Origin of the sequence: Streptomyces narbonensis (assembly GCF_014649015.1) — a bacterium.
Taxonomy (GTDB): Bacteria; Actinomycetota; Actinomycetes; order Streptomycetales; family Streptomycetaceae; genus Streptomyces; species Streptomyces narbonensis.
Window position 1 is genome coordinate 141832 of record NZ_BMSF01000012.1, and the last position, 20445, is coordinate 162276.

General features: G+C 73.6%; 19 protein-coding genes, 1 pseudogene and 1 riboswitch. Of the genes and pseudogenes, 11 read left to right on the plus strand and 9 right to left on the minus strand.

Going from position 1 to position 20445, the window contains the following annotated elements; genetic code table 11:
- Positions 1-143: 143 nt before the first annotated feature.
- Entirely contained in the window at positions 144-1178 is a 1035-nt protein-coding gene (locus IE124_RS23250) for a LysR family transcriptional regulator (RefSeq protein ID WP_189509872.1), read from the minus strand.
- A gap of 79 nt (positions 1179-1257) precedes the next feature.
- Here IE124_RS23250 and IE124_RS23255 point away from each other — a divergent pair, with 79 nt between their 5' ends.
- Positions 1258-2067, plus strand: a complete 810-nt coding sequence (locus tag IE124_RS23255; protein WP_189509873.1) for a helix-turn-helix domain-containing protein — start codon at positions 1258-1260, stop codon at positions 2065-2067.
- Here IE124_RS23255 and IE124_RS23260 read toward each other — a convergent pair.
- Both IE124_RS23260 and IE124_RS23265 read right to left on the minus strand, forming a co-directional pair.
- Positions 2019-3734: an ABC transporter ATP-binding protein gene (locus IE124_RS23260; protein ID WP_189509874.1), complete on the minus strand. Its 1716-nt coding sequence runs from the start codon at positions 3732-3734 to the stop codon at positions 2019-2021. The genes IE124_RS23255 and IE124_RS23260 overlap by 49 nt on opposite strands.
- Positions 3731-5554, minus strand: coding sequence for an ABC transporter ATP-binding protein (locus IE124_RS23265; protein ID WP_189509875.1), 1824 nt, complete (start codon positions 5552-5554; stop codon positions 3731-3733). The genes IE124_RS23260 and IE124_RS23265 overlap by 4 nt, the downstream gene beginning before the upstream one ends.
- 90 nt (positions 5555-5644) lie before the next feature.
- On the opposite strand from IE124_RS23265, the gene IE124_RS23270 reads away from it, so the two are divergent.
- The 3 genes from IE124_RS23270 (at position 5645) to IE124_RS35415 (ending at position 6901) form a co-directional block, all read left to right on the plus strand.
- Positions 5645-6328 carry a TetR/AcrR family transcriptional regulator gene (locus IE124_RS23270; RefSeq protein ID WP_189509876.1) on the plus strand — a complete coding sequence of 228 codons (684 nt, stop codon included), beginning with the start codon at positions 5645-5647 and terminating at the stop codon, positions 6326-6328.
- A gap of 223 nt (positions 6329-6551) precedes the next feature.
- Entirely contained in the window at positions 6552-6770 is a 219-nt protein-coding gene (locus IE124_RS23275; RefSeq protein WP_189509877.1) for a hypothetical protein, read from the plus strand.
- On the plus strand, positions 6767-6901 hold the full coding sequence (locus IE124_RS35415; RefSeq protein WP_268246749.1) for a hypothetical protein: 135 nt from the start codon (positions 6767-6769) through the stop codon (positions 6899-6901). The genes IE124_RS23275 and IE124_RS35415 overlap by 4 nt, the downstream gene beginning before the upstream one ends.
- Before the next feature lie 89 nt (positions 6902-6990).
- Here the strand turns inward: IE124_RS35415 and IE124_RS23280 are convergent, their stop codons facing one another.
- The gene (locus IE124_RS23280; RefSeq protein WP_189509878.1) at positions 6991-8190 is read right to left on the minus strand and encodes an MBL fold metallo-hydrolase; all 1200 of its coding nucleotides are present in this window, start codon (positions 8188-8190) and stop codon (positions 6991-6993) included.
- 121 nt (positions 8191-8311) lie between these two features.
- Here IE124_RS23280 and IE124_RS23285 point away from each other — a divergent pair, with 121 nt between their 5' ends.
- Positions 8312-9490: a glutamate dehydrogenase gene (locus IE124_RS23285; protein WP_189509879.1), complete on the plus strand. Its 1179-nt coding sequence runs from the start codon at positions 8312-8314 to the stop codon at positions 9488-9490.
- A gap of 70 nt (positions 9491-9560) precedes the next feature.
- A pseudogene (locus tag IE124_RS23290) lies at positions 9561-10163 on the plus strand (TetR/AcrR family transcriptional regulator); the annotation flags it as partial.
- Positions 10164-10372: 209 nt separating this feature from the next.
- Here the strand turns inward: IE124_RS23290 and IE124_RS23295 are convergent.
- The 3 genes from IE124_RS23295 to IE124_RS23305 all read right to left on the minus strand — a co-directional run bounded on the left by IE124_RS23295 (position 10373) and on the right by IE124_RS23305 (position 12778).
- Positions 10373-11218: an SIMPL domain-containing protein gene (locus IE124_RS23295; RefSeq protein WP_268246750.1), complete on the minus strand. Its 846-nt coding sequence runs from the start codon at positions 11216-11218 to the stop codon at positions 10373-10375.
- Positions 11219-11357: 139 nt separating this feature from the next.
- Complete coding sequence (locus tag IE124_RS23300; protein WP_189509880.1) at positions 11358-12425, minus strand: DUF6745 domain-containing protein; 1068 nt, start codon at positions 12423-12425, stop codon at positions 11358-11360.
- Between the two features lie 26 nt (positions 12426-12451).
- Complete coding sequence (locus tag IE124_RS23305; RefSeq protein WP_189509881.1) at positions 12452-12778, minus strand: DUF8820 family protein; 327 nt, start codon at positions 12776-12778, stop codon at positions 12452-12454.
- A 184-nt stretch (positions 12779-12962) separates the two neighbouring features.
- On the opposite strand from IE124_RS23305, the gene IE124_RS23310 reads away from it, so the two are divergent.
- From IE124_RS23310 to IE124_RS23330, 5 genes are read left to right on the plus strand one after another with little or no spacing between them, the layout of a single operon-like run.
- Positions 12963-13946 (plus strand): STM4015 family protein, encoded by a 984-nt coding sequence (locus IE124_RS23310; protein ID WP_189509882.1) that lies wholly within the window; start codon positions 12963-12965, stop codon positions 13944-13946.
- Entirely contained in the window at positions 13943-15151 is a 1209-nt protein-coding gene (locus IE124_RS23315; RefSeq protein ID WP_189509883.1) for an STM4014 family protein, read from the plus strand. Before IE124_RS23310 ends, IE124_RS23315 begins: the two co-directional genes overlap by 4 nt.
- Positions 15152-15162: 11 nt before the next feature.
- Positions 15163-15984, plus strand: a complete 822-nt coding sequence (locus tag IE124_RS23320) for an STM4013/SEN3800 family hydrolase (protein WP_189509979.1) — start codon at positions 15163-15165, stop codon at positions 15982-15984.
- Positions 15981-17330, plus strand: a complete 1350-nt coding sequence (locus IE124_RS23325; RefSeq protein WP_189509884.1) for an STM4012 family radical SAM protein — start codon at positions 15981-15983, stop codon at positions 17328-17330. The genes IE124_RS23320 and IE124_RS23325 overlap by 4 nt, the downstream gene beginning before the upstream one ends.
- 9 nt (positions 17331-17339) lie before the next feature.
- On the plus strand, positions 17340-18221 hold the full coding sequence (locus tag IE124_RS23330; RefSeq protein ID WP_189509885.1) for an STM4011 family radical SAM protein: 882 nt from the start codon (positions 17340-17342) through the stop codon (positions 18219-18221).
- Here IE124_RS23330 and IE124_RS23335 read toward each other — a convergent pair.
- Complete coding sequence (locus IE124_RS23335; RefSeq protein WP_189509886.1) at positions 18208-19002, minus strand: SGNH/GDSL hydrolase family protein; 795 nt, start codon at positions 19000-19002, stop codon at positions 18208-18210. The two genes, IE124_RS23330 and IE124_RS23335, sit on opposite strands and share 14 nt — an antisense overlap.
- A 162-nt stretch (positions 19003-19164) precedes the next feature.
- Entirely contained in the window at positions 19165-20175 is a 1011-nt protein-coding gene (locus IE124_RS23340) for a M23 family metallopeptidase (RefSeq protein WP_189509887.1), read from the minus strand.
- 2 nt (positions 20176-20177) lie between these two features.
- A riboswitch (cyclic di-AMP (ydaO/yuaA leader) is annotated at positions 20178-20342 on the minus strand.
- Between the last annotated feature and the right edge of the window lie 103 nt (positions 20343-20445).

The window sequence follows — 20445 nt, forward strand, 5'->3', positions numbered from 1 at the left end:
AACTCGACGACTTGGTTCCGGCAGGGCGTCGAGCGACGGGAGCGGAAGAGGGCGGAGGTGCTCGCGCACCTCCGCCCTCTGCGGAAACAGCCCCCCACCGGAATCCCCCGGAGGCGGCGCGGACCCGCTCGTACGCCCGCCCGTCACGTCGTGCGCATGCCCTCCGAAGCTGCGGGACCGGCGGCGACATCGAGTTCCCGGGACGTCCGTCCGCTCCCCGGATCAGCGTTCGCTCCGGTGGCGACGTCGCGTCGCTCGTGACCGTCGGTGAGAGCGGAACCGTCCCGGCCTTCGAGCAGTGCCGTGCGCAGCGCCGTGACGACGGCGGCCGTCGTGGGGTCCGCGCTCTCGGTCCGACGGGTCGCGGCGAACAGTCGGCGAACGATCGGACGGTCCTCGATGGACGCGACGCGGATTCCGGGTGCGTCCGGGTCGAGAGCCGTCCGGGGGACGAGCGCGGTGGCGAGGCCGGCGCGGGCGAGGGCGAGCTGGGCGGCGATGTCGGCGGTGACGTAACGCGCCGTGGGTGTGAAGCCGGCCTCGCGGCAGGCCTGCAGGACGGCCTGGCCGCAGTCCGTGCCGGACGGTGGCAGGGCGAGGCTGTGGCCGGCGAGTTCGCGCAGCACGACGGGCCGCTCGCCCGCCCGGTCCGCCGCGGTGACGACGAGCAGGGGGTCGTCGAGCAGCGGCGTGATCTCGACACCCCGGGGGTTCTCTTCCGGCAGGTGGTGGTACCTCTGCCCGAGGACGACGTCGACGGTGCCGAGGGCCAGTTCCCGTAGCTGCGCCTGGTCGGTGACGAGGCAGGTCACGGTGAGCCGGGGATGACGCTCTCCCAGTGCGGTGAGCGCCGGTGCCACGATGCGGGCGACGGTCGACGGCAGGGCGGCGAGGGTGACGGCTTCGCCCACGGCTCCCTTCACCGCGGCGACGGCGCTCTCGGCCTCTCGGACGGCGGCGAGGATCCGGTCGGCGTGTTCGACGAGGACCCGGCCGGCCGCGGTCAGCGTCACGGTGCGCCCGTCGGGGCGCAGGAGGTCGACGCCCACGTCGTTGCGCAGCGCGGCCAGCTGTTGGGACACCGCTCCGGCCGTCAGGTCCAGCGATTGCGCGGCCGCGGTGATGGAGCCCCGGGCGGCGACGGTCCTGAGCATGTGGAGACGGCGTACATCCAGCATGAATCAATAGATTACCTAAAGGGTTCCATGAGGAATCATCCCCTTGACCTGTCGGGTCACGGTGGGCGACCTTCGGCGCATGGAGATCATCGACTGCGTCACCAGGGTCGCCCGCCCCATCCACGACTTCGGGGACGAGTTCATGTCCGATGCCGCGACCGCGGCCGTGGGCCTGCGTGCCGGCTTCCCTCCTGGGCGCGCCTTCTACTGCCGCGGCCGGTTCGGGGTGCTCGGCGAGGCGCCGGAGGAGGTGGTGCGGTCCGTCCAGGGGTTCCTCGGGCCCGGTCTGGTCACCGAGGGCTGGCGTGCGGGGCGCGCCGTGATGCCGGCGGCGGAGGCGGCCGCCTGGTACGCGCTCGCCGTCCGGCAGTGGGGGCGCGCCCACATCCCCGCCGAGGTCGACGTGGAGCGCTTCGGCCACCTGGCGCGCCGCCTGATCGAGGCCGCGGACGGCGACGCGCTGCCCCTGTTCGCCGGCTGGCGCGCTCAGTCCTGCCCAGAGGACGACGCGGTCGGCGCGGCCATGCAGCGCCTACACGTCCTGCGGGAACACCGCGGCGCGTGCCACCTGGCGGCCGTACGCCTCTGCGGACTGAGCGCGCGGTCGGCCATGGTCGTCAACCTCGGCGTGGAACAGGCTGTCCACTACGGCTGGGACCAGCCGGACCCCGCCGCCGCGCACGAGGTTCCGCTGTGGCGACGGGCCGAACGGCTCACCGACGAACTGCAGGCACCCCTCTACGCGGTGCTGACCGACCGGGAACGCGCCGAGTTCGCCCGGCTCGTCGACGAACTGACCTCCTCACCCCTCCCCCAGCGGCCTCCGGTCGTGATGCCGGCTCATTCGCCAGCCGCCGGCGTCAGGGAGACGTCCCAGAACTCGGCGTAACGTCCGCCCTGGCTCAGCAGTGTGTCGTGGCTGCCTTCCTCCACGATCCGGCCGCCGTCCAGGAAGACGACGCGGTCGGCACGCCGGACGGTCCGCATCCGGTGCGCGACCATCACGACCGTCCGGCCCGCCATGAGTCGCTCGATGCCCTCGTGGACGGCCGCCTCGTTCACCGGGTCGAGCGCGGAGGTCACTTCGTCCAGCAGCACGACGGGCGCGTCCTTCAGCAGGGCGCGCGCGATCGAGACGCGCTGGCGTTCGCCGCCCGACAGCCGGGCGCCGCCCTCGCCGACGTGTGCCGACCATCCGCCGGGCAGCCGCTCGATCACCTCGTCCAGCCGCGCCGCCGTCGCCGCCGCCCGCACGTCGGCCTCGTCGGCGTCGGGGCGGCCGAGACGGACGTTCTCCTCGATCGTGCCGTCGAAGAGACGGACGTCCTGGAAGACGATGGCGAACCGCCCCATCAGGTCGTCGGGGTCGATCGCGCGGACGTCCACTCCTCCCAGGCGCACCGCACCCCCGTCCACGTCGTGGAACCGCGCCGCCAGCTGCAGCAGGGTGCTCTTGCCGGAACCCGACGGCCCGACGACGGCCAGCCGCTGCCCTTGCGGAACGGACAACGACAAGCCGTCGATGACGGTGCGGCCGCCGCGCCGGAAGGTGACGGACTCGAACTCCAGGTCATGGAGCACCGGTTGGACCGGGTCGGCCGGCACCGGCAGTGGCTCGGTACGCAGCACCTCGTCGAGTCGCGTCAGTTCGTAGCGCGCGCCGCGGAGCCGGCCGCCGATGTCCGACAGGGACAGCAGGGGATCCGCGCAGCGGGCGGCCAGCACCAGGAGGGCCAGGAGCTCGGCCGCGCCGATGTTCCCGCCGAGCGCCAGGTAGGTGCCGAGGGCCAGCAGGACGGTGAACATCGCCTGCACCGCGAGCGCCAGACCCACCACGCCGGGCAGCGCCGACAGCGCGGTGCGGCGGGAGGCGCGCCGGACGTCACGCAGCGAGTCGTCGAGCATCCGGAAGCGTTCGGCGGTCCGGCCGCCGGCCCGCAGCACCGGCTGCGCCTGGAGGTATTCGATGACTCGTCCGGTGGCCTCGTGGTCGCGTTCGTGGCGCTCCCGGTCCGTGGCGGCCATGGAGCGGCCCGCCCGCATCTGGATCGCCGCCACGATCGGCACGGCGGCCGACGCGGCAAGGCCCATCTGCCAGTTGAAGGCCGACATGACGGCGACGATCGTCAGAGGGGTCACGCAGGCGGAGATGAACGGCGCCAGGAGGTGCGCGATCACGGCCATGGCCTGCAGGACGCCGCGGCTCGCCAGGGCGGAAACCTCCCCGAGGCGACCGCCTTCGTACCAGCCGATGGGCAACCGGGCCAGATGGTCACCGAGACGGTGGTACGTGCCGCGCAGCAGCGTGGAACCGGCCAGGAATCCGGAACGGTCGCTGACGTAGCGCAGCAGCGCGTAGCCGGCGACGGCGCCGCCGAACGCGTACAGCCAGGGCCAGGCGTCCCCGGGCGTGCTTCCGAACAGCGCCCGCAGCACGGGGACCAGCAGGGCGTAGGACAGGCCCTCGACGAGGGCGGTCGCCGTCATCAGGGCCACGGTGCGGCGCACCGGCCCGGCGTACTCGTGCCCGAGCACGCGCAGCAGCATGCGGATCATCGGGACCGGCCTCCTCGCGGTACGCCTCCGTGGGCGCCGGACCGATCGGCGGTGGCCGATCGCTGGGCTTGCCAGAACGCGGCGAACTCACCCTCGCGCGCCAGCAGTTCGGCCGGGCTGCCGCGCTCGACGACCGAACCTCCGTCCAGCATCACGACGGTGTCGGCCTCGGCGATGGTCTCCAGGCGGTGGGCGATGACCAGAGTCGTCCTGGTCCCCTCCAGCGTCGCCAGTGCGCGGCGCACCGCCTGCTCCGTCTGCGGGTCGACGAAGGCGGTCGCCTCGTCGAGGACGAGGACGGGCGCGTCGGCGAGCAGGGCGCGGGCGAGGGAGATCCGCTGCGCCTCGCCCCCCGAGAGGCCGGCGTCCTCGCCGATCACCGACGCGTATCCGCGGGGGAGTTGGAGGATCCGATCGTGGATGTGCGCCAGTCGGGCGGCGCGTACGACGTCGTCGAAGTCGGCGTGCGGGACCGCGAGGGCGATGTTGTCCGCGACCGACGTGCGCAGCAGCCGGACGTCCTGGAAGACGAAGGAGACCTTCCGGTGGAGCTCCCGGCTGTCGATCTCGCGGAGATCGACGCCGCCGAGGGTCACCGAACCGTGCGTCGGGTCGAAGAACCGCGGCAACAGCCGTACCAGCGTGGACTTTCCGCTGCCCGAGGGCCCGACCAGTGCGGTGACCGTCCCCGGTTCGAGGACGAGGTCGATCCCGCGCAGCACCTCGTGGCCGGCTTCGTAGCCGAAGCGGACGTCACGCAGTTCCACCCGGTGTCCCTGGGGTGCGGTGGGGTGTGCGGGCTCCGGCAGGGGCTGCACGGCGAGCACCTCCCGGATCCTGCCGACCGCGCGACGGGCGGCCTGCATGTCGTCGAAGCCGTGACCCAGCGCAGCCACGGGGGCGGTCAGGCCCAGTCCGAGCAGCAGGAAGGGCAGCAGGTCGGCCGCGGGCAGATCGCCGGCGCCGATGCGTGCCGCACCTCCGGTCAGGACGACCAGCAGCACGAACGGCGGTGACAGTGCCACCTGCATCGCTGCGGCGATCCCGGCGAGCCCGCGCACCATCCGGAGGAAGCTGCCGACGAAGTCGTCGACGGCCGTGAGGAACGCGCGGTGGGCGCGCTCGCCTCCGCCGAACGCCTTGACCACCGAGATGCCGAGCACGAACTCGACGACCGAGCTCGCGATCCGCCCCATGCCGGCGTCGAACTCCTCCTGCTCGCGCAGCCGGGTCGGGGTCATCATCAGGGGGACCAGGGCCATCGCGAGGACCACCGGTATCAGCGTGATCAGCGTCATGCGCCAGTCGACGGCGAACAGGTAGACCAGCGACGCCAGCGGCACCACGAAGGCGGAGACGAGCTCGCCGGGGGTGTGGGCGATGAACGGGTGCACCGCGCTGACGTCCTCCCCCACCACCTTCGCCAGCTCGCCGGTCCGGCGCCGCGAGAACCAGCCGACCGGCACGCGCCCCAGGTGCGCGGCGAGCCGCCGACGCAGTGTCAGTTGCACCTGGCTGTCGAGGAGATGTCCGACCCCCGACGAGGCGGAGGTGAACGCCAGCCGGACCAGCATGCCCACGGCACCGACGATCACGGCGGCCCAGACGTGCTCGCGATCTGCCGGCCCGGGCGCCGACAGGGCCCGGCCCACCTCGACGACCGCGAGCAACGGCAGCAGTCCCGCGAGGGCGCCGACGACTTGGAGGATCACCACGGCGGCGAAGCGCGGGAGGAACGGACGCGGCACCTCGGCGTCACGGGTCTCGTCCGACCCGTCCTCAACACCCTTTCCAGGGCGGTCTCTTAACTTTGCGAACATGTTCCGAAAGTAGCATGCGACAGCCCGCCCGAGCACGCGTTCCGAGCACCCGTTCACGGACGGAGGGACCGGGCACGGCATGATGGAGCGATGTCCCGCACGCCCGCACCGCACGGTCGCACCGGCCGGCCGCCCCTGACCTCCCGTGCGCAGATCCTGGCGACGGCCCGTCGGCTCATCGACGAGGACGGCTGGGAGAAGCTGACGATCCGCCGCCTGGCGACCGAGGTGGGCGTCGGGGCGACGACCTTGTACCACCACATCCAGAGCAAGGACGATCTGCTGCTCCACCTGCTCAATCACCACATCGGGCAGATCGAGCGCCCCCAGCCGCCCAGTGCCCCACGGGACCGGATCGTCACGGCCGCCACCGCGATGCGCGACGCCCTCACGGCCTGGCCATGGGCGGCGGATGTCCTCTCGGCCGACGGCTTCGTCGGCCTCCTCGACGAATCGGCGATGTGGATGGTCGAGGACGTCCTGGCCGGAGCCGCCGACCACGGATGCACCCCCGACCAGAGCGTCGACGTCTTCCGCAGCATCTGGTACTTCACGGTCGGCGAGGTCCTCGTCCGCGCCCGCTCCGCCCGCCGCGAGTCCGAAGGCCACCCCTTCGCCTACCGCGACGACCTCGACCCCTCCCAGGTCCCCCACCTGGCCGCCATCGGCACCCGCTGGGCCGCACTCGCCGCCCGGGACATCTACCCCGAGGGCCTCGCCACTCTCGTCGACGCCCTCCTGACACGGGCCGACCCCCGCGAGGGCCGCCCCTGAGACCTGCCCGGCGCATCAAGATCGGGACAGAGGCGTACGCGCGCCGGGGACCGCCGGACAACCCGCTCCGCCTTCCGCGCAGCCGAAAGATGGGTGTCATCACGGATGGGCAGCGGCCTTCCACGGGCGGAGGGTGGAGGGCTCCATCGCCGTGCGGAGCGGATTCGGCCCGCGCGATGGTGACGGTGATGACCGCCCATCATCTTCGACCCGGGGGAGACCTGTGCATCTCGACGACAAGCCCGGCTCCACACGCGGCAGCTGGGCCACCAGTCGCTCGTACGACACCCCTCGGAACCCCGTCGGCCTCGCCCTCGTCCTGATCGTCGTCACCCTGCTCTGCGTCGGGACGATGCTGATCCTCGTCGCCAACAGGGCCGGACCGTTCGCACCCCCTCCCGCCGTCGGACACGACGCGCGCAGCGGCGGAGGCGCGCCATGAGCGACCCGACCGGGCCGCCGTCACCCACGTCGCCGCGCCGGATGCGCGCCGCCGACGGACGGGACGAGGACGGACGGGACGAGGGCGACCGGGACGAGGGCGACCGGCACACCTTCCTCACGGTCGGCTGAGCACCGCCCCAGGCGGGGGCGGGCGGCCCGGACGGCCCGCGGCGCCCGCGCGAGGGCCGCGCCACGCGCCCGCGGCCCTCAGGCGGGTGTCACCGCTCTCCCGCGAGGTCGAGGTCGTCGCTGCGCGTCTCTGTCGGGGTCTCGGCGAGCCGGGGGCGGCGCCAGGGGCGGGCGATCGGGGCGGACACCGAGCCCCACCAGGGGTCGCCGGGCAGCTTCCCCGCGGGCTCGAAGGGCTCGCCGGGGCGGGGGAACGCCACCGCCTGGCCGGCCTCCTCGGCCGCGTCCTTCGTCCACTCGCCCGGCTCCGCCCACGGGTGCGGGGCAAGGTTGAAGGTGCCCCAGTGGATCGGCAGCAGCACGCCGGACGCCGCGCCGCCCTGGAGGTCCAGGTGGGCGCGTACGCCCTCCTCGGGAGTCATGTGGATGTCGGTCCAGAACTCCGAGTAGGCACCGATCTGGATCATCGTGGCGTCGAAGGGGCCGTGCGCGGCGCCGATGTCCTTGAAGCCGGAGAAGTAGCCGGTGTCCCCGCTGTGGAAGACCCGGTGCTCGGGGCCCTGGACGACCCAGGAAGCCCAGAGCGTCATCTGGCGGTTGCGGATGCCGCGACCGCAGAAGTGGCGGGCCGGGGTGGCCGTGAGCCGCAGCGCGCCGACCTCGGTGGACTCGTTCCAGTCCAGCTCCCGGAGACGCGAGGGGGCCACGCCCCAGCGCTCCAGGTGGGCGCCGACGCCGAGCGGCACCGCGAAGACGGTGTCCGTGGTGGCGAGCGCCTTGATCGTCGGCAGGTCGAGGTGGTCGTAGTGGTCGTGCGAGATCACGACGACGTCGACCGGGCCGAGCGCGGCGAGCGATGCGGGCACCGGGTGGAGCCGCTTGGGGCCGGCGAAGGGGAACGGCGAGCAGCGGTCTCCCCAGACGGGGTCGAACAGGACCCGGTGCCCGTCGATCTCGGCGAGGACGCCGGAGTGCCCCATCCAGGTGATGCGCAGCCCGGTGGCCGGGGCCTTGGCCAGGTCGGCGACGGTGGTGGGGTGGACGGGGATCGTGCCGGTGGGGGCTCGGCGCGCTCGTCCTTCCTTCTCGAAGTAGATCTTGGCGAACTCCAGGGTGGAGCCCGAGGGGCCTCGGCGGGCCGGTTCGGGGTTCTGGAAGATCCCGTCCGCGAAGTTCGGCGAGCGGCGGATACGGGCGAGGCGCTCGCCCGCGGGGTCCGCGCCGAAGGCCTCGGGGCGCAGCGCGCGCAGCCGGGCCCGTGGGGAACGGTCGGAGCCGGTACCGGTCACTGGACCTCCTGATCTCTGAGGGGGGTCGTTCCATTATGGGCGGCCCGCGACCCGTACGGTCGGGGAGACCGGTCATACTGAACAGTTGTTCAGTAACAGCCCCGCACGAGGAGACCCCGCGATGAGCCCCACCCCCCTCCTGTCCGTCGACTGGACCGACCACGTGACCGGCCGCCGGGGGCATCTGGTCGTCGACCGGCTGGTGCGCGGAGTGGCCAGCGGCGGCCTCCGGATGCGCGAGGGATGCACGGTGGACGAGGTCGCCGGGCTCGCCCGCGGCATGACCATGAAGGAGGCCCTGCACTACGACCCCGCCGCGCGGTACGTCCCGCTGGGCGGCGCCAAGGGCGGCATCGACTGCGACCCCCGCTCCCCCGAGGCGTACGGCGTCCTCGTGCGCTACCTGCGGGCCATGCGGCCGTACGTCGAGCGGTTCTGGACGACTGGGGAGGACCTGGGGCTGACCCAGGACCTGGTGGACCGGGCCGCCGCCGAGGCCGGGCTCGTCTCCTCCGTGCAGGCCGTGTTCCCGCTCCTGGACGACGAGGCGGCGGCCCGGAAGCGGCTCGCCGACGCTTTCGCGATCGAGGTGGACGGCATCGGGCTCGACGCCCTGGTCGGCGGCCTCGGCGTGGCCGAGTCCGTGCTCGTCGCCCTCGACCGGGCCGGGCGGGAGCGCGCCGGGACCCGGGTGTCGGTGCAGGGACTCGGCACGATGGGCGGCGCGACCGCCCGGTTCCTGGCCCGGGCCGGGCTGCGCGTGGTGGCCGTCGCCGACGTCCGGGGCACGATCGTGAACCCCGACGGCCTGGACGTCGAGGCGCTCCTCGCCGCCCGCGACGGCCACGGCACGGTAGAGCGCACGGCACTGCGGCCCGGCGACCGGGAGGAGCCCCGCGACGCCTGGCTGGCCGTCGACGCGGAGGTCCTGGTCCCGGCAGCCGTCTCGTACGCGATCGACGCCGGGAACGAGGGACGCATCACGGCCCGCTGGATCGCTGAGGCGGCCAACATGCCGGTCCTTCCGGAGGCCGAGGAGGCCCTCGCCGCGCGCGGAGTGACCGTGCTGCCCGACGTGGTCGTGAATTCGTGCACCAACGCCTGGTGGTGGTGGACACTCTTCGGTGACATCGAGGCAGACGCGGATCAGGCCTTCGACCGGGTACGCCGGTCCATGCGGGAGCTGGTGGGCGGCCTGCTCGACCGAGCCGAGGCGGACGGCACGAGCCCTCGCGCGGCGGCGCACGCGCTGGTCGCGGAGCGCCTTCCGGTGATCGCCGAGCGCTACGGCTGGTACTGAGCGCCGGGCCGGCGCCCGACCCCGCCGTTGACGATCATGCTCTTGTCATGTGCTGTGTAGGCTGCTCCGCGTGGCGAGAGTGCGGTTGAGCGTGGCGGAGCGGCGGGAGGACCTGCTGCGGGCCGCCGTCGACCAGATCGAGGCCCGGGGCGTGACCGCCGTCCGGATCTCCGACGTGGCTTCGGCACTCGGCGTGAGCAACGCCCTGGTGCTCTACCACTTCTCCACCAAGGAACAGCTGGTCGCGGCCGCCTTCTCGCACGCGGCCGAGGCCGACCTCGCCCGCCTCCGACAGCTGCTCGGCCGGCGCTCCACGGCGGGGCGCCGGCTGCGCGCCGCCGTCCGCTGGTACGCGCCGACGGGGCAGGCCAAGGGCTGGCGCCTGTGGATCGAGGGGTGGGCCGCCTCGCTGCGCGACCCCGAACTGCGCGAGGTCGCCGCCTCGCTCGACCGGGAGTGGAAGGCGGCGCTGGCGCGGGTGATCGCGGAGGGGGTCGAGGCCGGCGAGTTCCGCTGTCCGGACCCGACCGCGGCGGCCTGGCGGCTCACCGCGTTCCTCGACGGGCTCGCGGTACAGACGACGGCGTACGACGGCTCCCTCTCGCGCGCCACGCTGCTGCGGTGGGCGGACGCCGCCCTCGCCCGGGAGCTGGGCCTGCCGGAGGAGACGGTGGGCGGGGCCCCGGCGGCCGCGTCCCTGGAGGTGCGGGACGTGCCGGAGGTGCCGGGCGAGCCGGATGTACCGGGCCGGCCGGAGGACCCGGGCGGTACCGGTCCCCACCGCGAGGACGGAGAGGTCGGAGAGGTCGGAGAGGTCGGAGAGGTCGGAGAGGTCGGAGAGGAAGGAACGGACAGGGCGGCGGGACCGCCCGGTCCGTAGCCTCAGACCAGTTCGAAGACCGCCGAGACGGTGACCTGCTCCTCGATCTCGCCGGGCGCCAGCGGGACGCCCGGCTCGTCCGCGGGCATCGAGGGGAGGGCGCCCTGGCCGGGGCGCACCGAGTCGCCCTCGCTGAGGGAGACCAGCCGGCCGAGCTGGTGCCCGCTGAGCCGCGCGTGCTGCGAGGCCTTCTCGTACGCGTCCTGGAAGGCGGCCTCCCGCGCCTTCGCCCGCAGCGCCGACGGGTCGGCGACGTCGAAGACGACGCCGTTGACCCGGCCCTCGTCCCCCGTGGCCTCGTTCACCGCGCCGATGACCGGCCCGGTCCTGTCGAGGTCGCGGACCTTCACGGAGAAGGACTGGCCGGCCTGGTAGCCGGTCACCTTGCTCTCCCCGGCGGTGTTCTGCGTGTAGACCGGAGCCAGCGAGAGGCTGTCGGTCCGGATGTCCCTGTCCTCGATCCCCTCCTTGCGCAGCACGTCCAGCAGGGACTTGGCAGCGGCGCTCTGCGCGGCCATCGCCTCCTTCGCCGTCTTGCGGCTCGCCTCGACCCCGACGGACAGGACCGCCAGATCCGGTGCGGCGGCCGCCCGGCCGCTCCCGCTGACACTGACCGTGGCGGGCGCGGCCTCCTGGGCGGCGGGCCGCGGGGCCGTCCGCCCGGGCGCCGCGGCCAGGGCGGGGGCGGCCGTGCCCACGAGCAGCCCACCGAGGACGGCGGTGGCGGCGAACAGACGGGCGGCGCGGGCGGCCGTGGAGGCGCGGGCGCTCTTCGAGGTGCTGGTGGTCTTCGAGGTGGCGTGGGCGATCGTCGCGGAACGGGCGGTCCGGGGCTGGCGGGTCGTCACAGGCGGTCCCTTCGGGGGTGGGTGCCGGGGCTCCGGCGGGCACATCCCAGCACCCGGCACCGCCGCCTCCCGCACGCCACTCCTGACGGGCGGCACCCTTCACCTCTCCGTACCAGCCGTTCCGCGCACCGGGCCCCGCTCAGGTCTGGACGAGCGGCTCGTACGCCTCGGCGGAGAGTCCGAAGGTCCAGGCGACGCCCTCCCGGGCGGTCCGGGTCGCGGGCGGCACCCGCAGCCAGTACGTGCGGTGGCTGCCGTCCGGTTCGGGCGTGGAGTTGACCACCTCCACCATCACCACGTCCTCGTCGTCGGCCAGTTCGACGCGCCACAGGACACCCGTCTCGTCGCGGTGCTCGTGCCGGGCGCCGGATTCCGCGAGGTAGCGGTCGTAGCCGTAGTGCTCCAGCATCACGCGCCGCAGTTCGGCGTTCTCCTCCGCCCGTATCCGCTCCGGGGTGAGGCCGGCGAGACCGGCGAGGAAGTCGGCGGCGACCGGCATCCCGCGCCAGGCGTGGAGGGCGAAGCCGTCGGCGTACGCGAGGGCCGGGCCGTCACCTCGGTCGAGGCGGCCGGCCTCGTCCCGGTGGAGCTCCAGGGGACGCTCGCAGACCACGGCGACGTCCTCGTAGGGCCACCACCAGCCGGCGTGCTCGGCGACGGCGGCGAGACCCGTGAGCCGCTCGCCCCGCCCGTCGAAGGCGGCCAGCCAGGCGGCGTCGTGCTGGCCGAGCACCGCGTCGAGCAGCACGAGCCGCACGGCGGTCGCCTCCCGATCTCCCCGAGCCTCCCCTGCTACCTCTCCCGCCCCCTCTGCTGCCTCTCCCGCCTCCCCTTCTGCCCCTACCTCCTCCGTCACCCCGGCCCGGATCCGCTCGGCGAGCGCCCGCGTGAGGTCCCAGAGTCCCGCGCCGGTCGCCTGCCAGTGCGCCGCCCAGCCCGCGGGGCCGAGCGCGTCGTGGAGGCGCCGCCGCTCCTCGGCCCAGGGCCGGGTGCGCACCTCGTCCCGTACCGAACGGCCCGGGTCCGTGAGCCCCCGGACGAGCGCGACGGCCGCGAGCGGCGAGGCCGCCCACAGCACGCGTGAGGGCTCGGCGAGCCCCGCCGCGCGGTAGGCGAGCCGGACCCCGGCCTCAGCGGCGGCGCGGTCGGCCGGTCCGGTGGCCGCGGCGACGGCCCGCCACTTGTCCTGTGCGGTGGTGTGGTTCATGTCGATGTCCCCCTGGTCTCTCTCGGTCAGTCCGCGACGATCCGGTACGCGCCGGGGACGTACTCCCGCTGGCGCACGACCCGGTACCAGCCCTTTGGCAGCGGGATCGGAGCGTGCTCCTCGTGCACCACCCGGCCGCCCTCCGGCAGTTCGAGGAGCAGCGGACCCAAGGGCCCCGGCTCCCGCACGAGCCGGCCGGGCCCGGGAATCGCATGGGCGTGCCCGGTCACCTCGCCGAGGGCGAGGACCAGGCGGCCCCTGGCGTCCCTCGGCTCCCCCGCCGCGCCCTTCGCCCGGGCCGGTACGGCCGTCTCCTCGACGGGCGCGATCAGCACGTCTCCCTGCCGGTACATGGCTCTCCCCTCCCCGTTCGGCACCGATCCGCCGAACACGAGAACCGACGCTAGGGGCAGGGTCTGACATTGATACTCGTAGCGGGTTCCGGTGGGGCAGCCCCGGCGGAGGGCGTTGTCGGTGCCGCTTGGTACAACTCTTGGCATCAGCCGTTCAGCGTCGTCCGTTGTCTGGAGCACTGTCATGCCCATCGGGATCTACCAGCACGAGTTCCACGGCCTTCCCGTGTTCGACTTCCCGGGCGTGCTCGCGGACCCCGACGAGAGCACGGCCTCGGTCACCGAGCTGCCCGACGCGGAGGCGGTCGCCTGGCGGATCTCCGCCCCTACCTACAGCGACCCCGGGGACGAGCACTGGGAGCCGCTCTTCGAGCGGTTCCTCAAGACGGTCGACGCGGAGCGGGTGCGCGCGCTGGTGGTCGGGGGCTGGGACGAGCCGTACGAGACCTCGTCCGCGTTCGTCGTCGAAGCGCTGGTCGCCGCCCGCGACCGGCTCACGAACCTGCGCGCGGTGTTCCTCGGGGACATGACGGGCGAGGACTGCGAGATCTCCTGGATCGTGCAGTCGGACGTGACGCCGCTGCTCACCGCGTACCCGGCCCTGCGGGAGTTCGGGGTGCGCGGGGGCACGGGACTGCTCTTCCCTCCGGTCCGGCACGAGGGTCTGGAGGCCCTGACGGTCGAGACGGGCGGCCTCCCCGCCACGGTCGTGCGCGGGATCGTCGGCAGCGAGCTGCCCGCGCTGGAGAACCTCGAACTCTGGCTCGGGACCGACGAGTACGGCGGCGACGCCACCGCCGAGGACCTCGCGCCGCTGCTCGCCGGCACGGGCTTCCCCGCCCTGCGCCACCTGGGGCTGTGCAACAGCGTCATCCAGGACGAGATCGCCGCCGCCGTGGCCGGCGCCCCGGTCGTCGCCCGGATCGAGCGGCTCGACCTCTCCATGGGCGTGCTGACCGACGAGGGCGCGACCGCCCTGCTCGACGGGCAGCCGCTGACCCACCTCGGCCACCTCGACCTCTCGCACCACTACCTGTCGGACGCGATGAGCGAGCGGGTGCGCGCCGCACTCGTCCCGCACGGCGTGACGGTCGACCTGGACGACGCCCAGGAGCCGGACGACGACGGTGACGGCGAGGTCTACCGGTACGTCGCGGTAGCCGAATGACCGTCCACCCGCGCCTCGTCGTCGTCGGCGATCCGGCGGGTCGTCGCGTCGCGTTCTTCCAGGACGCGCTGCGGGCCGCCGGGCTGCCCGGGGCGCGGGTGGTGTCCTGGCCGGACGTCCTGTGCGGCCGGGCGCGGTTCGCCGCCGGCGAGACCGTAAGGCTGGACTCGCCCGGTGAGGACCCGGAGGCAGACCGGCTGCTGCGCGGGGTCGACGACCCGGCCCGGGTCGAGGGCTCCGGCCGCTGGTACACCCGGTTCACCGCCGCCGTCTCCGCGCTCGCGGGGACCGTCGGGGACGCGGGCGCCGCGCTCGTGGACGATCCCGGCGAGCTCGCGGTCCTGTTCGACAAGCGGCTGAGCCACGGCAGGCTGCGGGCGGCCGGTGTGCCGGTGCCCGAGTCCCCGACCTCGGGGCCCGCCGCCCCGGCCGTGGGCGGCTGGGACGAGCTCCGGTCACTGCTCGACGCGGCGGGGCTGCGGCGGGTGTTCGTGAAGCTCGCGCACGGCTCCTCCGCCTCGGGGGTGCTCGCGGTGGAGTCGAACGGCGCGGGCAGGATCCAGGCGACGACCTCGGTGGAGCGCGGCCCGGACGGGCGCCTCTTCAACTCCCTGCGGGTGCGGCGCTACACGGGCGAGCGGGAGATCGCCGCGATCGTGGACGCGCTCGCCCCCGACGGGCTGCACGTCGAGCGCTGGCTGCCCAAGGCGACCCAGGACGGCCGGGCCGCCGACCTGCGGGTGGTGGTCATCGACGGCCGGGCCACCCATGCCGTCGTCCGCACGAGCCGTTCGCCGATGACCAATCTGCATCTGGGGGGCGCCCGGGGCGACCTGGCCGCCGCCCGGGCCGCGATCGTCGCGGCCGGCGGGCGCTGGGAGGACGCGCTCGGCGTGTGCGAGCGGGCCGCCGCGGCCTTCCCCGGGACCCGGTGCGTGGGCGTCGATCTGCTGCCCGCCACCGGCTGGCGCCGCTTCGCGGTGGGCGAGGTCAACGCCTTCGGCGATCTGCTGCCCGGCCTCAAGGGTCTTCCGGGCAGCGGCGCCGAGGGCCTCGACACGTACGCGGCGCAGGTCGCCGCGCAGTTCCCGGCAGCCCGCCCCGCACCCGAGGTCCCCCACCCGGAGCGAACGAGCGCGGCACGAACCCGCGCCACACGCACCATCACTGCACGAACGAGCACCACAGGAACGAGCACCACGTGAACCAGCCCGACATGAACGCGATCGTCGGCAGCCACGATCTGCTCCTCGTCACCCTCGACACGCTGCGGTACGACGTGGCGGCCGAGCTGGCGGCCGAGGGGCGCATCCCGAATCTGGCCCGGCATCTGCCCGGCGGGGCCTGGGAGCGGCGGCACGCGCCCGGCAGTTTCACGTACGCCTCCCACCAGGCGATCTTCGCCGGCTTCCTGCCGACGCCGGACACCCCGGGACCCCACCCACGGCTGTTCGCCGCCCGGTTCGCGGGCAGCGAGTCGACCGCCGGCGGGACCTTCGTCCACGACACCCCGGACCTGGTCTCGGCCCTCGCCGGCGAGGGCTACCGGACGGTCTGTGTCGGCGGCGTGGGCTTCTTCAACAAGCAGCCGCCCCTCGGCTCCGTCCTCCCCGGCCTCTTCCAGGAGAGCCACTGGGAGCCGTCCTTCGGCGTCGCCTCCCCGACCTCCTTCGAGTCCCAGGTGACCCGCGCCGAGGAGGTCGTCGCCGCGCTCCCCCAGGACCGGCGGCTCTTCCTCTTCGTCAACGTCTCCGCGCTGCACCAGCCGAACTGGTTCCACCAGCCGGGGGCGACCCGCGAGGCCGGGGACTCCCGGGCCACCCACGCGGCGGCCCTCGAATACGTCGACCGGCACATCGGCCGGCTCTTCGCCGCGATGAGCAGCCGGCGTCCCTGCTTCGCGATCGTCTGCTCCGACCACGGCACGGCGTACGGGGAGGACGGCCACACCGGGCACCGCCTCGGCCACGAGGTCGTGTGGACCGTGCCGTACGCGCAGTTCGAGCTGGCGGGCCCGGAGCGGGAGGTGGCGGCATGAGCGAGCCGGCCACCCCACGCCCGTACCGCAGTTACGTCTACGCCTACCCGCACAAGACGGCGTACCGTCCGCTGCCCGCCCCCGCGCCCTCCCTCTCCGACCTCTGGCGGGACGAGCCGAAGGACGCGCTCTCCCTCTACGCGCACATACCGTTCTGCGAGGTCCGCTGCGGCTTCTGTAACCTCTTCACCCGGATCGGCGCCCCCGACGAGCTGACCACCCGCTACCTCGACGCCCTCGACCGCCAGGCCGCGGCGGTCCGCGAGGCGCTCGGCGACGCGGCCCCGGTGCGGTTCGCGACGGCCGCGTTCGGCGGTGGCACGCCCACCTTCCTCACCGCCGCCGAGCTGGAGCGGCTCTGCGACATCTCCGAGAAGCGCATGGGGGTCGATCTGCGGGCGGTGCCCCTCTCCGTCGAGACCTCCCCCGCGACCGCGACGGCCGACCGGCTCGCGCTCCTCGCCGAGCGGGGCGCGACGCGCCTCAGCATCGGGGTGCAGAGCTTCGTGGAGGCGGAGGCGCGGGCCGCCGTCCGGCCGCAGCGCCGCGCGGACGTCGAGTCGGCCCTCGGCCGGATCCGGGACACCGGGGTCCCGGTGCTGAACATCGACCTCATCTACGGGATCGACGGCCAGACCGAGCGGTCCTGGCGCTCCTCGCTCGACGCGGCGCTCGCCTGGCGCCCCGAGGAGCTGTACCTCTACCCGCTGTACGTCCGCCCCCTGACCGGTCTCGGTCGGATCTCCCCGGCGGACCGGGAGCGGGCCGACCGGGCGTGGGACGAGACCCGGCTGCGTCTCTACCGGTACGGCCGGGACCACCTCCTCGCCCACGGCTACGAACAGGTGTCGATGCGGATGTTCCGGCGGACGGACGCCGCTCCCCTCGGCCCGGACGACTACGCGTGCCAGACGGACGGGATGATCGGCCTGGGCTGCGGGGCCCGCTCGTACACCTCGGCGCTGCACTACTCCTTCGACTACGCGGTCGACATGCGCGAGATCCGCTCGATCATCGACGCCTACACGGAGAGCGCGGACTTCTCCCGCGTGGAGGTGGGCCGGTGGGTCGACGCGGAGGAGGCCCGTCGCCGCCATCTGCTCCAGTCGCTGCTCCAGGCGGAGGGCATGCCGGTCGCCGGTTACGAGGAGCGGTTCGGTTCCTCCCCGTTCGCCGACTTCCCCGCGGAGCTGGCCCGCTTCGAGGCCCTCGGCTGGCTCGACGCGGACGCCCCGGCGGGGCTGCTGCGGCTCTCGCCGGAAGGGCTCGCGTACTCGGACGGGCTCGGCCCGGAGCTGTTCTCGCCGGACGTGCGGGCCGCCATGGCCGCGTACGAGCCGAAGTAGGGGGCGGCCGTGGATCTGACGCTGCTCTACCGCGGCCCGCTCGCCTCCTGCGACTTCGACTGCCCCTACTGTCCCTTCGCCAAGCGCCGGGACAGCCGCGAGCAGCTCCGCGCGGACCGGGCCGCACTCGACCGCTTCACCGGGTGGGCCGCCGGGCAGACCGGCGACCGGCTGCGGATCCTCTTCACCCCGTGGGGCGAGGGCCTGGTGCGCTCCTGGTACCGGCGGGCGCTCGTCGACCTGTCACGGCTCCCGCACGTCGAGAGGGTGGCGATCCAGACCAACCTGAGCTGCCGGACCGACTGGCTGGCGGAGGCGGACCCGGAGACCGTCGCCCTCTGGTGCACGTACCACCCGGGCCAGACGCCGTACGAGCGGTTCCTCGGCAAGTGCCGCGAGCTGGCGGACCGGGGCATCCGGTTCAGCGTCGGCGTGGTCGGCCTGCCGGAGCACCGGGAGGACGCCCGCCGGCTGCGCGCCGCCCTGCCGCCGCACGTCTACCTCTGGGTGAACGCGGCCGAGGGGCACACGTACACGGACGCGGAGGCCGAGGAGTGGACCGGGATCGATCCGCTCTTCCCGTACAGCAGACGGCCACACCGCTCGGCGGGGCTGCCCTGCCGTACCGGCGAGTCGGTGATCTCGGTGGACGGCGAGGGGACGGTGCGGCGCTGCCACTTCGTCAAGGCCGAGCTGGGGAACCTGTACGACGGTTCGTACCGCGCCGCACTGCGCCCCCGGGCCTGCCCCCTCGCCGTCTGCGACTGTCACATCGGCTACGTCCATCTTGAGACGCTGCCGCTGTACGACGTGTTCGCCGGCGGGGTCCTGGAGCGGATCCCGGCCGGCGGTCCGTCGTCCCCCGGAGCGACGCTCCTCAGAGGGGCATGAGGTCGGGGCGCTTCGCCCCGACGTGGTCGCCCGAGCTCTCGCCGCGCAGCCTGCGCCCGATCCAGGGCACGAGGTACTCCTTGGCCCAGTGGATGTCGTCGCGGCGCACCTCCAGCGTCCCGCGCGGGGGACGCGGCGGCCACGGCTGATCCGGGTCGGCGGGCACCGACAGGCCGATGACCTGGGCGGCGCGCAGGGCGACCCGGGTGTGACCGTCGGGCGAGAGGTGCAGCCGGTCGTCGTCCCAGGCCCGCAGGTCCTGCACGGACTTGAGGGACCACAGGTCGAGGACCGGGCAGTCGTAGCGGTCCGCGATGGACCGGACGTGGGCGGTGTAGGTGGCGATCTTCCCGCGCAGGTGCTTGAGCACGGGGATGTCGCGGGTGTCGAAGCCGGTGGTCACCATCACGGTGCCGACGGCGGAGGTCAGGTCCGCGACGGCGCGCTCGAAGCGCTCGGCCACGTCGTCGGGGTCGGTACCGGGCCGGATGATGTCGTTGCCGCCGGCACAGAAGGTCACCAGGTCGGGGGCGAGTTCCTTCGCCCGGGGGACCTGTTCCGCCACGATCTGGTCGAGCAGGCGTCCGCGCACGGCCAGGTTGGCGTAGCGGAATTCGTCGTGCTCCGGCAGCTGGTCGGCGAGCAGCACCGCGAAGCGGTCCGCCCAGCCGACGTACGTCCCGTCGGGCCCGGGGTCTCCGACGCCTTCGGTGAAGCTGTCACCGATCGCCGCGTACGACCCGAATGCGTTCTTGTCTCTTGATCTCGAATCGTCTGCCACAGGGGCACATCCTTCCTCTTCGGATGTGACCTACGCGACCGTAAGGAGGGGTTGACGGAGGGTGACATATGCCACCGATAAAGAAATTGCCAAGCCGGAATAGGCCGGAGCGCACCGGTGGCCCGGCACAGGGGTGCCGGGCCACTCGGGTGGAGAGCTGCGTCAGATGGAGACGCCGTGCTGGCGCAGGTACGCCAGCGGGTCCAGGTCGGAGCCGTAGCTCGGCGAGCTGCGGATCTCGAAGTGCAGGTGCGGGCCGGTGGAGTTGCCGGTCGAACCGGACAGACCGATCTGCTGGCCGCCGCTCACGGACTGGCCGGACGAGACGGACAGGGAGGAGAGGTGGGCGTACTGCGAGTAGGTGCCGTCGGCGTGCTGGATGACGACCTCGTTGCCGTAGGCGCCGCTCCAGCCGGCCGAGACGACGTTGCCGGCGCCGACGGCGCGGACGGTCGTACCGGAGGAGGCGATGAAGTCGACACCCGTGTGGTAGCCGGAGGACCACATGGAGCCGGAGGCGCGGTACGGGGTGGAGATGCCGCCGCTGACGGGGGCGACCCAGCCGGTCGAGGAGCCGGTGGACTGCGCGGCGGAGGAGGAGCCGGCGTCCGACTGCGCGGCGGTGGCGGCCGGCGCGGAGGAGCGCTGGCTGCTGCGGGAGGCGCGGGTCTCATCGGCGGAACCCTGCGACGAGTCGCTCTTCTCGGCAGCCTTCGGAGCGGCCTTCGGAGCGGCCTTCGGGGCGGCGGCCTTGGGCGCGGCGCTCTTCGGAGCGGCGGCGGTGTTCTTCGCGCCGAGGGTGAGCTTCATCCCGGGCAGGATCAGCGAGGGGTTCTCGCCGACGACCTGGCGGTTGTCCGCGTAGAGCTTCTGCCAGCCGCCCGCGAGGTGGTGCTCGGCGGCGATCTTCGACAGGTAGTCGCCGCTGACGACGGAGTACGTCTTCGGCGCGGCCTTCGCGGCGGCGGGGGCGGCCTGGAGGGCGGCGGGAGCCTTGGCCTGCGCGGCGACGGCCTGGGCGGGGACGGCGGCCGGGGCGGCCTGCTCGGCGGCGTGGGCTCCGGTGGCGCCGAAGAGCGGCAGCGCGACGACGGCACCTCCCGTACCGGCGGCGACGAGTCCACGCGTGAGCGGGTTGATCCTGGGACGGCGGTGCTTACCCTTCGCGGGCATGGCGAATTCCTCTCCGGCGCCTACGAGGTGAGCTGTCGGGTTCGGACTGGAGATGCCCGGCCGCGTTCTCACGCGGCTTCACCCCGAGCCGTCCTGTTGTCGCGGGACCGGCGTACTACCTGGGTCCCCCGCTCCTGCCACACATGGGATGAGTGCGGATTCCGGACGGTGGCAGGATTCGGCGGTCCGACCGGATTGACGGTGACGCTAGACGAGCGGGGTCGGAGCGAACAAGCCGCAGATTTCCACCGGCATTACACGGGCTGCATT

Bases quoted from the DNA above. Each gene is read 5' to 3' on its own strand.
- IE124_RS23250 (WP_189509872.1), bottom strand. From the start codon at position 1,178: ATGCTGGATGTACGCCGTCTCCACATGCTCAGGACCGTCGCCGCCCGG.
- IE124_RS23255 (WP_189509873.1), top strand. From the start codon at position 1,258: ATGGAGATCATCGACTGCGTCACCAGGGTCGCCCGCCCCATCCACGAC.
- IE124_RS23260 (WP_189509874.1), bottom strand. From the start codon at position 3,734: ATGATCCGCATGCTGCTGCGCGTGCTCGGGCACGAGTACGCCGGGCCG.
- IE124_RS23265 (WP_189509875.1), bottom strand. From the start codon at position 5,554: ATGTTCGCAAAGTTAAGAGACCGCCCTGGAAAGGGTGTTGAGGACGGG.
- IE124_RS23270 (WP_189509876.1), top strand. From the start codon at position 5,645: ATGTCCCGCACGCCCGCACCGCACGGTCGCACCGGCCGGCCGCCCCTG.
- IE124_RS35415 (WP_268246749.1), top strand. From the start codon at position 6,767: ATGAGCGACCCGACCGGGCCGCCGTCACCCACGTCGCCGCGCCGGATG.
- IE124_RS23285 (WP_189509879.1), top strand. From the start codon at position 8,312: ATGAGCCCCACCCCCCTCCTGTCCGTCGACTGGACCGACCACGTGACC.
- IE124_RS23300 (WP_189509880.1), bottom strand. From the start codon at position 12,425: ATGAACCACACCACCGCACAGGACAAGTGGCGGGCCGTCGCCGCGGCC.
- IE124_RS23305 (WP_189509881.1), bottom strand. From the start codon at position 12,778: ATGTACCGGCAGGGAGACGTGCTGATCGCGCCCGTCGAGGAGACGGCC.
- IE124_RS23310 (WP_189509882.1), top strand. From the start codon at position 12,963: ATGCCCATCGGGATCTACCAGCACGAGTTCCACGGCCTTCCCGTGTTC.
- IE124_RS23315 (WP_189509883.1), top strand. From the start codon at position 13,943: ATGACCGTCCACCCGCGCCTCGTCGTCGTCGGCGATCCGGCGGGTCGT.
- IE124_RS23320 (WP_189509979.1), top strand. From the start codon at position 15,163: ATGAACGCGATCGTCGGCAGCCACGATCTGCTCCTCGTCACCCTCGAC.
- IE124_RS23325 (WP_189509884.1), top strand. From the start codon at position 15,981: ATGAGCGAGCCGGCCACCCCACGCCCGTACCGCAGTTACGTCTACGCC.
- IE124_RS23340 (WP_189509887.1), bottom strand. From the start codon at position 20,175: ATGCCCGCGAAGGGTAAGCACCGCCGTCCCAGGATCAACCCGCTCACG.